Genomic DNA, 13,334 nt, shown 5'->3' with positions numbered 1-13,334 from the left:
CGCTTCTTGGCTACGAAACGAAAGACGGCGCGACGTCGGCCAGCTAAACGTAAACCGACCAAGCGGCGGACGACGAAAAAGCAGCCGTTTCCATATACCAGTAATGTCATTGGCTTGGTGCTTTTAGCGCTAGCGGCACTGGGCCTCTTTAATTTAGGACTGTTAGGAACGTTGTGGGCGAATCTCGTGCGCTTAGTCATTGGCGACACTTACCAATTTGGTCTAGTGCTCATCGGCGCGTTAGGGGCTTCATTGGCCGTCACTGGCGTCTTACCACAGCTGGCCCGGCATTATTGGCTCGGTGGGGGACTGATCTATGGTGGTTGGCTACTGTGGATTACGGCCAACCACTTTATTGAGGTCAACCAACACAGTCAATTCTTGCCGATTACTTGGCAGGCGGGGCTGGCCGATCTGTGGAGTGGTGGATTGACGTCGCAACTTGGCGGCGGCGTCGTGGGTGCATTTGAGCTGAGTATTATTGCTTGGTTGATTGCGCTCGTGGGCGCACAAGTCGCGGCTTGGCTGATCATGGCGGCTGGGGTCATCGTCTTTTTCCAGATTCCGTTAGCGGATATTCAACGCTGGCTGCAGACCATTTGGCAGGCCCTGCATCATGGCGTCCAAGCCAGTGGGGATGCCCTGCGGCGTGGAAATGAAAAGGCGAAGACCTTGCGAGCTAAACGGACGCCGGCTAAGCCTGCTCAACCGACCGTGACGACGCCCAGCGATCCAGACGAAAAGGATTTGCCAACGCCTGTTGCCGATGCACAGCCAGCGAGTCAGGAACCTAGCTACCACATTACTGTGGCCGCTAACGAGACGCCGGCCAAGTCAGCACCAACTTCAGCTACTGAAGCGTCAGAGCCGGATGATGAGGCTGGTTTAGTGAACAGTACGCCGGTCGATCCGAACTATCAGTTACCGGGAGCGGATTTGCTGAAGCAAGTGCCGCCGACGGATCAAACGGATGAAGTGAATGCAATTGACGCGAATACGAAAATTCTCAAGCAAACCTTAGACAGCTTTGGGGTTGATGCCGAGGTTAAAAACGTTAGTCTGGGTCCTTCGGTGACTGAGTATGAGTTGCATCCGGCAATTGGCGTGAAGGTCTCCAGAATTGTTAATTTGGCGGACGATTTGGCGCTGGCACTGGCAGCCAAGGGAATTCGGATTCAAGCGCCGATTCCTGGTAAATCCTTAATCGGGATCGAAGTGCCTAATAAAGAAGTCTCGACGGTAGCGTTCCGCGATGTGGTCGAAGCACAACCGCCGCACCCTAACAAGCCGCTACAGGTGCCATTAGGGCGCAACGTGACCGGGCAAGTCGTCAGCATGGACCTCACGAAGATGCCGCACCTCTTGATTGCCGGGGCCACTGGAAGTGGGAAATCCGTGGCAATCAACGGGATTATTACCAGTATCTTGATGAATGCGCGTCCTGATCAGGTGAAGCTCATGTTGATTGACCCGAAGAAAGTAGAATTGAGTGTCTACAATGGCATTCCACATTTGCTAACGCCGGTGGTCTCAGAACCGAAGAAGGCCGCGCGCGCGTTACATAAGGTTGTGGCCGAGATGGAACGTCGGTATGAATTATTTTCTCAATTCGGACAACGGAAAATCTCCGGGTACAATGCGTTCGTGCAAAAGGCCAATGCTGAGGACGATCAAGCACGGCCAACCTTGCCTTATATCGTGGTCGTCGTTGATGAATTGGCTGATTTGATGATGACAGTTTCCAGTGAAGTTGAAGACGCCATCATTCGGCTAGCTCAGATGGGACGAGCCGCTGGGGTCCACATGATTCTGGCGACTCAGCGGCCATCCGTTGATGTGATTACCGGTTTGATTAAGGCTAACGTGCCTTCACGGATAGCTTTTGCCGTCTCCAGTGGGATTGACTCACGCACGATCCTTGATACGAATGGGGCAGAGAAGCTCCTGGGTCGAGGGGACATGCTGTATCAGCCCGTTGATGCCAATTCACCGGTGCGGGTCCAAGGGGCATTCATTCCTGACGAGGACGTGGCTAACGTGGTTGATTTTATCAAGCAACAGCAAACCGCGGACTACGATGAAGACATGATGGTCAGTGACGAAGAGATCCAGCAAGAAGAGGCGGGCGACAGCGATGATGAGCTGTTTGACGACGCTCTGAAATTCGTGGTGGATCAGCAGAAGGCCAGCACGTCACTGTTACAACGGCGCTTCCGGATCGGGTACAATCGGGCTGCACGGATCATGGATGACCTTGAGCAACGCGGCTACATTGGGCCGCAAGAGGGCAGTAAACCGCGGCAAGTTTACAAGCAGCCGGATGCCCCCGCTGATCACTCTGAGCCATCGGCATAGTCGCGAATGAAGCGTCATTAACTGAGTGATTGGTTAACCTAGTAAGTGACCTAACAAAGTCTCCTCCTAACCGTCTAAATTGTTGGACGGCAACACTAACGGGGTTATCCTGTGAGTTAAGGGGGAGGCTTTTGCGATGGAATTGGGAACGTGGTCCGATTGGTTTGAGGCTGTTAGCGAACTGTTGGCCGTAGTCGTGGCACTTTTCCTACCAGTCTTTCAAGAGCGCAAACGAAAACGAGAAACACGATTACGCGTTAATCAGAATATCCGGCGACTCACGCTGGATCTGCTAGCGAACCCGCAGCGGGATATGCAGTGGAAAACCGATTTTCACAGTTTACAAACGTTGTTGCGTTTGTATTCGTCGTTGATGACGGATGAGTTGGGGGAGCCGATTGTGGCGATTGGCGAAAAATTGCTGATGGCGGTCGAACAAAAGGTACCCGATCAACAGACGATTGATCACCAACTGGCGGCACTGGCAAAGTGTGAGTAGGGTATTGTGTGCGTCGTCATTACTTAAAGAGACTAAAGGTTGAAAAATAGACAAACAGATAATTTCTGCCGCCTTGCCGTTCGCCAAATTTGAGCTGGAGCGCTGTGGGGAGGACGGTTCGAGCCATAGAGCGGTCTCGAACCTCGCTTTGACCCGAAGAACACGTGTCAAAGTCGCCATTTACCAAGAAAACCACTTGGTAAATCCCACGGCTGAGCTCAAATTTGGCTCACTCTCGGCTACACAGATATTGTCATCTATATTTGTACCAAGCGATTAAACTAATTTGCTAATCAAAGGCTAACATAACCGGAGGAGGGCAGAGGTGGAGCCGGCTGTGTCGACGGTGTTAGCCGATTTTCGGCTTACAGCGTGGGACGTGTTTGGAGATCGGTGAACTTCCGAGCTTCAAACCGAACCGGAGGACCGCTTCTCAGGCCGCAGGCGGTCCCCACAGCAGGCGGAATCTCTGCCAGCCGTAGGTGACTGGGTTAGTCTACTTTTCAATGTTGGGAATGATTTTAGTCCGTTCAACCTTTACCTAAAGAGACTAAACTTAGAGGCATAGGCGTTATCCGGTGGGATGCGTCTATGCCTCTATTTATTTATTCAAATGTTGACGCTTTCAGGTAAGTCCTTTGAGTTAATTAATTTAGTTTACTTGTGCACAAACAAATTAAGTGGGTAAACAACTCATGGTAACAGGGTGTTAGTCTGACCACAAGGTGTGGATTTTATGCAAAATTAAAAGGTAGGGTATCCAGTCAGCAATATTGCTGTGGTCCCTACCTTTTAGCGATGTTTAGTTCATGAATGCAGTAATGGCACCGAAAACAAGTGACCCGATCGTTGCAATGATCATAATCCAAACAAAGACGTTCAGGATTTTTTGAAATGTTGATTTCTTTTTCTTTTCCATACGTGAATAGCCACCTCTTTACGTCCCATTTTACTCAACTAGTTTACCGTGGGCTCGCTAGAAATGCAACAGCTTCAGTCAACTTGTCAAGGAGTTGTTACAAAACCCGGATTGCAAGTCACGCCTGAAATCTCTATAATATAACGCAGACTAGCAGTGGGGGAATGCAAAATGAATTTTTGGACGTCGCCAGGGGGACAGTTGGGAATCCTCGTGATTGGATTCTTGTTGATACGTAGCGCTAAATTCCTATTGCGCCGGCGCTGGCCAGCGTGGCTGAGTACGTGGGATCTGATGGCACCGCTCTTTTTGCTGTGTGCAATCATCTTGATTCCGGCCGGTGCAGGCATCATTATGCCTTGGCTAGTCATCGGTTGGATGGCGATTGGCATTATCGTAACGCTCATGCAGGCCATCCGTAATCACGAAATTCTGTACAATACTTTTTTCAAAACCTTTTGGCGGTTAACCGACTTATATTGGTTGCTAGGGTTCGGGGTGTGCTTCCTGCTTGTAATTAGTTAGCGAAATGTATAAATATTAATATTTTTGATTATTGAATCAATAATTTAGCTAAATGTAAAGGGCTTCCAGCCGCGGTGAACAGATGTTCGCTGCGGCTTTTTTCAACTTTCGTGGGAAATTTATAAAAATTCGGAAACGTTGTGGTAGAAAGTGGGGGCATGTGGTAAACTTGACAATAGTTACAAATAGGGGGTAATGGCCATGTTCATGGGCGAATTTGAACATTCAATTGATACCAAGGGCCGGCTCATTATCCCCGCAAAATTTCGGGAACAGCTTGGCGAACAATTCGTGGTGACTCGCGGGATGGATGGTTGTTTATTCGGCTATCCCATGTCCGAATGGTCAGCATTGCAAGAGAAATTGAAAGCCTTGCCAGTGAATCGTAAGGATGCACGAGCTTTTGTCCGGTTCTTCTACTCCGCTGCGACGGAGTGCGAGCTGGATAAGCAGGGGCGGATCAACCTGCCCAAGTCCTTACAAGAACACGCTGCGTTGACGAAACAATGTGTCATCGTGGGTGTTGCTAATCGCTTTGAAATTTGGAGTCAAGAACGGTGGGATCAGTTCTCTACCGCCGCCGAAGAAGATTTCGACGATATTGCCGAAAATTTAATCGACTTCGGGATGTAGCTTAGGAAGGGAGAGTGTTCATGGAAGACTTTCATCATGTAACGGTTTTGTTAAATGAAGCGGTGGCGGGACTAGCCATTAAGCCAACGGGCACTTACGTTGACTGCACTCTCGGTGGTGGCGGCCATAGCCAACACATTCTGGAGCAGTTAACGACGGGTCACTTGTATGCATTTGATCAAGACCAAACAGCCATTGATTACAATCAAGAACATTTAAAACAATACATTGAAGCAGGAAAGTTAACGTTTATCAAGAGTAACTTTCGCCAAATCAAAGAAGAACTCAATGCTCGGAACATCACCGAGGTCGACGGGATTCTTTACGACCTCGGCGTTTCTTCGCCACAATTTGACGAAGCCGACCGAGGATTTAGCTATCAGCATGACGCCCCACTGGATATGCGAATGGATCAAAGCGCTAAGCTAACCGCGTGGATTGTGGTTAACGAATGGTCCTTCAACGATCTGATGCGCATTTTCCACCGGTATGGCGAAGAAAAATTTGCCAAGCCGATTGCTCGGGCGATTGAACGTCATCGAGCCACGGCGCCCATTGATACGACAGGCCAATTAGTCGAGATCATCAAGGAAGGGATTCCCGCAGCTGCACGACGGCACGGTGGTCACCCAGCTAAGAAAGTCTTCCAAGCCATCCGGATCGCTGTCAACGATGAGTTGGGGGCGTTAGAGGATTCGCTGGAACAGGCCATTGATTTACTAGCACTCCACGGTCGGGTCAGCGTGATTACCTTTCAATCGCTGGAAGATCGCTTAGTTAAGACGATGTTTCGTGAGAAGTCATCGTTGCCGGAACTCCCCCACGGTATTCCGGTCATTCCTGACAACTTGCAGCCAGACTATCAACTCGTTAACCGCAAGCCCATCACACCGTCAGAAGAAGAATTAGCGGCTAATCACCGTGCACATAGTGCCAAGTTACGCGTTTTAGAAAAAGTTAAAGATTAAAACCAATCACTAAATATTGACATAGGAAGATGATCAATTATGGCGCAAAACAATCTAGCTGAAGCGGTTCCACTAACTGCGGAACCCCAACAACGCCCAAACATAGAACGTCCGCAACGACAGGCGCGACCCCAAGCTCAACCAGCGGGGGACCCTAATCGTCAGAAGTTACCGGTTTCTAAATTTGAAAAGTGTTTGCTGACTGCGTGCGGCTTAATCTTAGCCGTATTAATGGTCTGTGTCGTCTCTGCGAAGATCGCGATGAGCAATACTCAGCACGAACTCCAGAGTGTGAACAATGCCGTGACTACCTATACCAATCGTAATACCAATGATCAACAACAAATAAATGAGTTGCAGAGTCGGAGTCGGCTTGATAAGATTGCTAAAAAGCAAGGTCTGTCTCTCCAAAACGACCGTATAAGGAATGTTAACAAATAATGAAAGATCCAAATAAGCGACAAATGATGAATAAGCGCCCCCGCAGGAACCGGAAGTATGTTGGCCAGTTTCTGTTTTTCCTTTTCATTGCGGTCTTTATCCTCATCGTTGGTCGCTTTTCATATATCTCCATTGGCAAAAATGTACAGAACGTTAACTTAAGTGCCTCCGCGCAGAAACTTTACACAGCCAACGAAACACTCAAGGCGAAGCGGGGGACGATTTATGATGCCAATGGGCAGGCGATAGCCGAGGATACCAGTGTCTACTCGTTATACGTCGTGCTAGATAAACGTCAAAAGAGTATCGACGGTCAGAAACTGTACGCAACGAATAAAGAAAAAATTGCTCGGGTATTGGCTGAGCACTTACCGATCAGTCAAAAAAAGGCGCTCGAAATTCTTAATCCGCGTTCTGGTCATCCATTTCAGGTTGAATTTGGGGCCGCGGGTCAGAATATTTCGTTAACCACCAAACAGAAAATTCAAAAGGAACATTTGAACGGGGTCAACTTTATCCAACAAGAGTCGCGCCTCTATCCCAATGGGACGTTTGCGTCGCATTTAGTGGGGCTGGCGCAACCCAAGACGAACAGTGACGGTCAGACGACCCTCACCGGTTCCATGGGGATTGAGCAGGCCTTTAATAAGCAGCTGACGGGGACCAATGGTTCTCAGAAGATCAAGAAAGATATGTACGGGTATCAGTTGCCCGGAACCAAGCAGAAGTCCAAGAAGGCCAAGAATGGGGATAATGTGTACACCACTCTTGATACGCGGCTCCAGACGTTATTAGAGACGGAAATGAGCAGTGTTCAGGGCCAGGTCAAAGCTAACTCGATGAACGCCGTCTTGATGAACGCTAAGACGGGGGCCGTGCTGGCTGCAACGCAGCGGCCGACGTTTAACGCCACGACCAAAAAGGGAATTGATCAGATCTGGCGGGATACGCTGGTCCAAGATGCTTACGAGCCGGGGTCAACGATGAAGATCTTCACGCTGGCTTCGTCGATTGACAGCGGCAACTACAATGGCAATGCGACCTACCAATCAGGGAGATATGCCATTGGCAACCAGACCGTGCCTGACTGGAATACGTCCGGCTGGGGAACCATCACCTATAACAAAGGGTTTGCGCTGTCGAGTAACGTGGCAATGGCCCATTTGGAACAACAAATGGGGGCCAAGACTTGGAAGAAGTACATCGACCGATTCCGCTTCCTTAAGAGCACGAACTCCGGGTTACCGGGTGAGCTTAGCGGGAGCATTGCCTTCCAGCGGCCCATCGAGCAAGCAGATACCGCTTTTGGTCAAGGGATTCAAGTTACGGTCTTTCAGATGCTACAGGCGTTAACGGCGGTCAGCAATGATGGTAAGATGATGAAGCCGTACGTGATCAGTAAGGTGACGGATTCTAATACGAATAAGACGGTGCAGAAGTATTCACCTAAAGTTATGGGTAACCCCATTTCCGCTAAAACGGCAAAATCTGTCCGAAAACATATGGAAGATGTTGTCTATAAGAGTTATGGTATTGGGAGTGACTATAAAATGAGTGGTGAGCGAGTGGCCGTTAAGACGGGGACTGCTCAGGTCAGCAATGGCCGTGGTTATTTATCCGGCGATGACAACTATCTCTATTCTGTTGCGGCAATGGTGCCGGCGAGCCATCCTAAGTACGTGATGTACATTACGATGAAGCAGCCCCATCTGGGCAGCAAGACGGCGACACAATTGCTGGCGTCGATCATGAAGCCAGTGATGGCCCGCGCCTTACAGGAAGATGCGGAAACCAAGACGACGGCGGAGACCAAGATGCCAAGTGTGACGGGCAAGTCGATTACGTCGGCGACGAGCGCACTGACCAAAGCCGGTGCGACGGTGACGACCTTAGGGAACGGGCGTCACGTGACGAAGCAATCCGTTGCTGCTGGTACCACGCTGTATAAGAATCAACGCGTCTTCTTAAACACTGGCGGGACAGTTGCTTTGCCTAGCCTGACCGGTTGGTCCAAGGGCGATGTGGTAAAATTAGCTCAGATCGAAGGCCTGAAGTTAAACGTCATTGGTGACGGATACGTGACCAAGCAGAGTATCAAGGCTGGAACGACGGTAGCTGCTGGCGCAACACTCACAGTTACTTTGAAACAAAATAAATAAGAATGAGGATTGAGAAAGAGACATGATGAATGTAGGTTTGCCCTTGTTGGGTGGTTTTATAATTACCGTGGCATTTATGCCATCGCTGATTCGCTACTTTAGAGCACGGCATGAAGGCCAAATGATTCGGGAAGAAGGCCCCACTTGGCACGAGAAAAAGTCGGGAACCCCGACGATGGGGGGACTTCTCTATATCATTGCGATCGTGGTCATGACGCTGGCAACTAGCTGGGCGTTAGCACCACATCACGTCTTATCAACGACCTGGATTTTATTGTTCATCCTCGTGCTGTACGGTGCTTTGGGGATGTGGGACGATAGCATCAAGTTGTTCCATCGACAGAATGAAGGCCTCAAAGCCTGGCAGAAACTGCTCGGGCAAATCGTGGGTGCTTTAATTCTATTCTGGGTTTATATCCATGAACAGTTGCCGATGGCGCTTCATATTCCGGGTCTAGGCGAGTGGCACATGGGTGGCTGGTACGCCGTATTTATCATTATTTGGTTGGTAGGTTTCTCCAATGCCGTTAACTTAACGGACGGCTTGGATGGTCTGGTTAGTGGTTTGGCAAGTATTGCCTTCGCTGCTTATGGCATCGTCGCCTATCAACAACATCAGATTAACATTGCTATCTTTTGTTTTGCCGTAGTCGGCAGTCTTCTCGGTTTTCTCATCTTTAATCACAAGCCCGCCAAGATTTTCATGGGTGACACAGGTTCATTGGCCCTAGGCGGGGCTTTAGCGGCAGTGTCAATTCTGTTACATCATGAATTGTCATTGCTGTGGATTGGCCTGATCTTTGTGATTGAGACGGCGAGTGTTATGTTGCAAGTTGCCTCGTTCAAGTTGACAGGCAAGCGGATTTTCCTGATGAGTCCCATTCACCATCACTTCGAAATGAAGGGGTGGAGCGAGTGGAAGATTGATCTCACGTTCTGGGGAATCGGTTTGGTTACCGCGTTGACGGGTGTCTGGACGATCCTTGCAAAGTAACAATTGACGACTAATGGGCTAGCTTGCTCGTTAGGGCGAAGCTAGCCTTTTTTAGATTGGCGGTCACAGTTGAGCGGCTGACGGTTGGGTTTGAGTGGCTATTGCCAATTTTGCCGGCGAATATCGAAGATTTCTTGTAGATTTTGGCAGATTTAGTGAGATCAGCGGTCTAACCTGATAAACTAGAGATAGTGTTAAATTTAGGATACTTATGTTTTACAGGCGGACGAAGTGGTGTGGTGCACCGTCAATCGGTGGCGTAACGACACTAATAGTCCGTGTGAACAATTTATCAAATACGAGTAACGCTAAAAATGAATGGAGAGCGAACGGCTTTATGAAGCAGATCACGACATATGCAGGGAAGAAAGTTCTCGTCTTGGGATTGGCCAAGAGTGGAACTAATGCAGCAAAATTATTAAAACGTTTGGGGGCTACGGTCACCGTCAGTGATGTTCAACCACTGGAGAAGAACCAGGATGCGCAAGAATTACAAGCGGCGGGGTTCAAGGTGATTTTGGGTGAACAAACACCAGATCTGTTAGATGCCGGTTACGACTTAATGGTTAAGAACCCGGGGATTCCGTATGATGTTCCGGTGGTTAAACGCGCATTAGAATTAAAGCTGCCAATTATTTCAGAAATGGAATTAACCGGTGAAGTGGCGGAAGCGGAACTAGTCGCGGTCACAGGAAGTAACGGCAAGACCACCACGACGACGATGATTCAGAAGATGCTGGATCACGATCGTCTGGCGGGACGCGCAGTGTATGCCGGTAATATTGGGGTACCTGCTAGTAAGGTTGCCCAAGAAGTTACCGCTGACGACACGTTAGTTCTGGAAGTGTCCAGCTTCATGCTAGTGGGGACGACTGAATTTCACCCCCACATTGCCGTGCTCACCAACATTTTCTCCAATCATTTGGACTATCACAAGACGCGGGCTAACTACGTGGCAGCCAAAATGAAGATTACGGCTAATCAGACCGCCGATGATTACTTCGTGGTGAACTTTGACAATCCAGAATGGCGGCAGTTAAGTCAGCAATCCGCTGCCAAAGTGGTGCCGTTCTCCCGCTTAGACAATAGCCAAGACGGGGCTTATGAAGCCGATGGCGACTTGTACTTCCGCGGCGAAAAGATTATGGCCGCTAGTGAGATTAAGGTTCCCGGCGATCATAACGTCGAGAACGCACTGGCTGCGATTGCCGTGGCTAAGATTAAGGGTGTCAGCACGGCCGCGATTGTTAGCGTACTGAAGAGCTTCGGCGGGGTGCGTCACCGGACACAATATGTTTTGGAAGCGGAGGGTCGTCAATACTACAACGATTCTAAAGCAACCGATATGGAAGCAACTGAGATGGCCTTAAAGGGCTTCAAAGCACCAGTCGTCTTACTTGCCGGTGGGCTGGACCGTGGCTATACTTTTGAGAAATTAGTGCCATCACTAAAAGCACACGTGAAAGCCATCGTACTCTTTGGTCAGACAGCCAAGTTGCTGGAAGATGCCGCCAAGCAGGCTGGTATCAAGACGATTAAGATGGTTGAGAATGCAGAGACCGGTGTGCCGGTAGCTTACCAATTGAGTGCACCCGGTGATATCATTCTCTTGTCACCAGCCAATGCGAGCTGGGATCAGTACCCGAATTTTGAGGTTCGTGGCGATCGCTTTATCAAAGCTGTGGAGAACCTAACGGGTAAGCAGGAGGAAAAGTAAATGCGACTAATCGTATCAGGTGGGGGTACCGGCGGACATATTTACCCGGCGTTAGCCCTGATTAAAGCCTTAAAAAAACGTGATCCTAACGCTGAGGTCCTTTACGTCGGATCTGAACGTGGATTGGAGAGCAGCATTGTCCCAGCGAAAGGCATTGCGTTCAAGTCTACTAGAATTCAAGGATTTAAACGGTCACTATCCTTGGAAAACTTTAAGACCGTCTATCTCTTTTTAAAGAGTGTTCACGAAACCAAGAAAATCATTCGTGAATTTAAACCGGACGTGGTTGTCGGTACCGGTGGCTACGTGTCCGGTGCCGTGGTGTACGCCGCAAGTCGGTTGCATGTCCCCACGATGATTCACGAACAGAACAGCGTGGTGGGGGTAACCAACCGTTTCTTGAGTCGCTACGTTGATCGGATCGCCTACGTGTTTGACGCGGCGTTGGATCAATTGCCAGCCAGCAAGATGGTGAAGACCGGGAACCCCCGGGCCCAAGAAGCCGCTGAAGTGGTCAGCCACTTTAGTTGGCAGGACTATCACCTGAAGAACGATGTCCCAACGCTGTTAATCTTTGGCGGGTCCCAAGGGGCGCTTAAGATCAATGCGGCAACGGTCGCGGCGATCCCGGCGTTTAATCAACGTGACTATCAAGTGGTCTTTGTCACGGGTCAGAAGCGTTACGACGGGGTGATGGACCAACTGAAGAATACGTCGATTGGTGAGAATGTGGTGATCAAGCCTTACATCGCCAATATGCCAGAAGTGCTGCCGAAGGTTTCAGCCATTGTCGGTCGAGCCGGGGCGACGAGTATTGCGGAAATTACGGCTGATGGGATTCCATCCATCTTGATTCCTAGTCCTTACGTGACGGCGGATCACCAGACTAAGAATGCCCGGTCATTGGCGAATGTTGGTGCCGCTGAGATTATCAAGGAAGCAGATCTGACGGGCGATACACTGGTTGCGAAGGCCGATCAGTTGATGACCGACGAGAGCTTACGTCAGGATATGGCGACGGCTTCTAAGCAACTAGGAGTCCCCGACGCTGCGGACCGGGTCTTAGACGTGGTGCTTTCACTCAAGCGTGACTAGCACGCTAATCCAGTAAGCGGGAGGTGTGCGGCTGTGAAGTTTCGTTTGAACCGCAACGACAAGAAACAACAGGAAACGTTGACGCCCTGGGAGAGTTATCAGAAGAAAGCAGCGGCCCAGCGGCGACAAGCACGTGCGCCTAAATGGATCCATCAGGCAAAACGAATCGGGGATAAGTTGCCGCGGTTGAAACACCAACGCAACCGTAAGCTCGCGCGACGCCTCACGATATTGTTAACCAGCTTTGCCGTGGTCATTGGGATCATGGTGTATCTGATTTCACCGCTCAGTCATTTGAGTTCGGTGACCGTCCGCGGTGCCCACGCGTTAAGTGCTCAGCGGGTCCAGCAGGCGACGCAGGTACGTCCCGGTGATTCGATTTTTAAAGTACTGGGGCACACACAACGGCTGGAACAACAAGCGCCGCGCCGTAATTCTCGCCTGAAGAAAGTGACCATTCGATTTAAACGGCCCAATCGGGCAACCATTCAGGTCACGGAGTATGCGACTGCTGGTTACGTCATGAAGCAGAATCGTTATTACGAAGTTTTAGAAAACGGGGTTGTCAGTGGGCAGTCCGTCACTCAGCCTAAGAGTGGGACGCCAGTGTATGGGAGCTTCAAAAAATCGCAGACCCTTCATCGCATGATTCTCCAGTATGCCAAACTTGATTCGGAAATTAAACGAAATATCAGTGAAATTCATGATGCACCGAATAAGGACGATCCTAACCGGGTCCATCTCTTCATGAACGATGGCAATGAGGTCTATGCTAGCATCCCGACATTTGCCCAGAAGATGGCTTACTATCCGGGGATTGCGGCGAAGATGAAGCAAAAAGGTGTGGTCAATTTGGAGGTTGGGGCGTACTCATACCCCTTTACAAAATAATTCATTTTGATTGCAACGGCGAAAAAGCGTCAATTAGGCTTTTTCAACCCCTAGTAAATGTGGTAAACTGAAAAATAATTAGGGGAAAAAGCGAATTCATGCAGTGTTGATATTAGATTAACTTAGGAGGTTCCTTTT

General features: G+C 49.6%; 12 protein-coding genes. 11 read left to right on the top strand and 1 reads right to left on the bottom strand.

Annotated features, from left to right (window positions below):
- Positions 1 to 6 precede the first annotated feature (6 nt).
- Positions 7 to 2,355: an FtsK/SpoIIIE family DNA translocase gene (locus HF569_RS05405; protein ID WP_168901609.1), complete on the top strand. Its 2,349-nt coding sequence runs from the start codon at positions 7 to 9 to the stop codon at positions 2,353 to 2,355.
- Positions 2,356 to 2,491: 136 nt separating this feature from the next.
- Positions 2,492 to 2,854 carry a hypothetical protein gene (locus HF569_RS05400; protein WP_168901608.1) on the top strand — a complete coding sequence of 121 codons (363 nt, stop codon included), beginning with the start codon at positions 2,492 to 2,494 and terminating at the stop codon, positions 2,852 to 2,854.
- A gap of 802 nt (positions 2,855 to 3,656) precedes the next feature.
- Here the strand turns inward: HF569_RS05400 and HF569_RS05395 are convergent.
- Positions 3,657 to 3,773, bottom strand: coding sequence for a DUF4044 domain-containing protein (locus tag HF569_RS05395; protein WP_020088822.1), 117 nt, complete (start codon positions 3,771 to 3,773; stop codon positions 3,657 to 3,659).
- Between the two features lie 171 nt (positions 3,774 to 3,944).
- On the opposite strand from HF569_RS05395, the gene HF569_RS05390 reads away from it, so the two are divergent.
- The 9 genes from HF569_RS05390 (at position 3,945) to HF569_RS05350 (ending at position 13,196) form a co-directional block, all read left to right on the top strand.
- A complete protein-coding gene (locus HF569_RS05390) occupies positions 3,945 to 4,298 on the top strand; it encodes a DUF3397 family protein (RefSeq protein ID WP_168850072.1) in 354 nt (117 codons plus the stop codon).
- A 201-nt stretch (positions 4,299 to 4,499) separates the two neighbouring features.
- Positions 4,500 to 4,931: a division/cell wall cluster transcriptional repressor MraZ gene (gene mraZ / locus HF569_RS05385; RefSeq protein ID WP_168850073.1), complete on the top strand. Its 432-nt coding sequence runs from the start codon at positions 4,500 to 4,502 to the stop codon at positions 4,929 to 4,931.
- A 20-nt stretch (positions 4,932 to 4,951) separates the two neighbouring features.
- Positions 4,952 to 5,899, top strand: a complete 948-nt coding sequence (gene rsmH / locus HF569_RS05380) for a 16S rRNA (cytosine(1402)-N(4))-methyltransferase RsmH (RefSeq protein WP_168901607.1) — start codon at positions 4,952 to 4,954, stop codon at positions 5,897 to 5,899.
- A gap of 39 nt (positions 5,900 to 5,938) precedes the next feature.
- The gene (gene ftsL, locus HF569_RS05375) at positions 5,939 to 6,340 is read left to right on the top strand and encodes a cell division protein FtsL (protein WP_168901606.1); all 402 of its coding nucleotides are present in this window, start codon (positions 5,939 to 5,941) and stop codon (positions 6,338 to 6,340) included.
- Positions 6,340 to 8,499 carry a penicillin-binding transpeptidase domain-containing protein gene (locus HF569_RS05370; RefSeq protein WP_168901605.1) on the top strand — a complete coding sequence of 720 codons (2,160 nt, stop codon included), beginning with the start codon at positions 6,340 to 6,342 and terminating at the stop codon, positions 8,497 to 8,499. Before ftsL ends, HF569_RS05370 begins: the two co-directional genes overlap by 1 nt.
- Positions 8,500 to 8,521: 22 nt before the next feature.
- On the top strand, positions 8,522 to 9,493 hold the full coding sequence (gene mraY / locus HF569_RS05365; protein WP_168901604.1) for a phospho-N-acetylmuramoyl-pentapeptide-transferase: 972 nt from the start codon (positions 8,522 to 8,524) through the stop codon (positions 9,491 to 9,493).
- A gap of 337 nt (positions 9,494 to 9,830) precedes the next feature.
- Entirely contained in the window at positions 9,831 to 11,210 is a 1,380-nt protein-coding gene (murD, locus tag HF569_RS05360) for a UDP-N-acetylmuramoyl-L-alanine--D-glutamate ligase (RefSeq protein ID WP_168901603.1), read from the top strand.
- Positions 11,211 to 12,305: an undecaprenyldiphospho-muramoylpentapeptide beta-N-acetylglucosaminyltransferase gene (gene murG / locus HF569_RS05355; protein ID WP_168901602.1), complete on the top strand. Its 1,095-nt coding sequence runs from the start codon at positions 11,211 to 11,213 to the stop codon at positions 12,303 to 12,305.
- A gap of 33 nt (positions 12,306 to 12,338) precedes the next feature.
- Positions 12,339 to 13,196 carry a cell division protein FtsQ/DivIB gene (locus HF569_RS05350; protein ID WP_168901601.1) on the top strand — a complete coding sequence of 286 codons (858 nt, stop codon included), beginning with the start codon at positions 12,339 to 12,341 and terminating at the stop codon, positions 13,194 to 13,196.
- The last annotated feature ends 138 nt before the right edge of the window (positions 13,197 to 13,334 follow it).

This window comes from Levilactobacillus tujiorum (assembly GCF_012641185.1).
GTDB classification, from domain to species: Bacteria; Bacillota; Bacilli; order Lactobacillales; family Lactobacillaceae; genus Levilactobacillus; species Levilactobacillus tujiorum.
This window is presented reverse-complemented; position numbering and strand designations above follow the sequence as displayed.

Coding starts and splice junctions, on each gene's coding strand:
- HF569_RS05400 (WP_168901608.1), top strand. CDS start 2,492: ATGGAATTGGGAACGTGGTCCGATTGGTTTGAGGCTGTTAGCGAACTG.
- HF569_RS05395 (WP_020088822.1), bottom strand. CDS start 3,773: ATGGAAAAGAAAAAGAAATCAACATTTCAAAAAATCCTGAACGTCTTT.
- HF569_RS05390 (WP_168850072.1), top strand. CDS start 3,945: ATGAATTTTTGGACGTCGCCAGGGGGACAGTTGGGAATCCTCGTGATT.
- mraZ (WP_168850073.1), top strand. CDS start 4,500: ATGTTCATGGGCGAATTTGAACATTCAATTGATACCAAGGGCCGGCTC.
- rsmH (WP_168901607.1), top strand. CDS start 4,952: ATGGAAGACTTTCATCATGTAACGGTTTTGTTAAATGAAGCGGTGGCG.
- ftsL (WP_168901606.1), top strand. CDS start 5,939: ATGGCGCAAAACAATCTAGCTGAAGCGGTTCCACTAACTGCGGAACCC.
- HF569_RS05370 (WP_168901605.1), top strand. CDS start 6,340: ATGAAAGATCCAAATAAGCGACAAATGATGAATAAGCGCCCCCGCAGG.
- mraY (WP_168901604.1), top strand. CDS start 8,522: ATGATGAATGTAGGTTTGCCCTTGTTGGGTGGTTTTATAATTACCGTG.
- murD (WP_168901603.1), top strand. CDS start 9,831: ATGAAGCAGATCACGACATATGCAGGGAAGAAAGTTCTCGTCTTGGGA.
- murG (WP_168901602.1), top strand. CDS start 11,211: ATGCGACTAATCGTATCAGGTGGGGGTACCGGCGGACATATTTACCCG.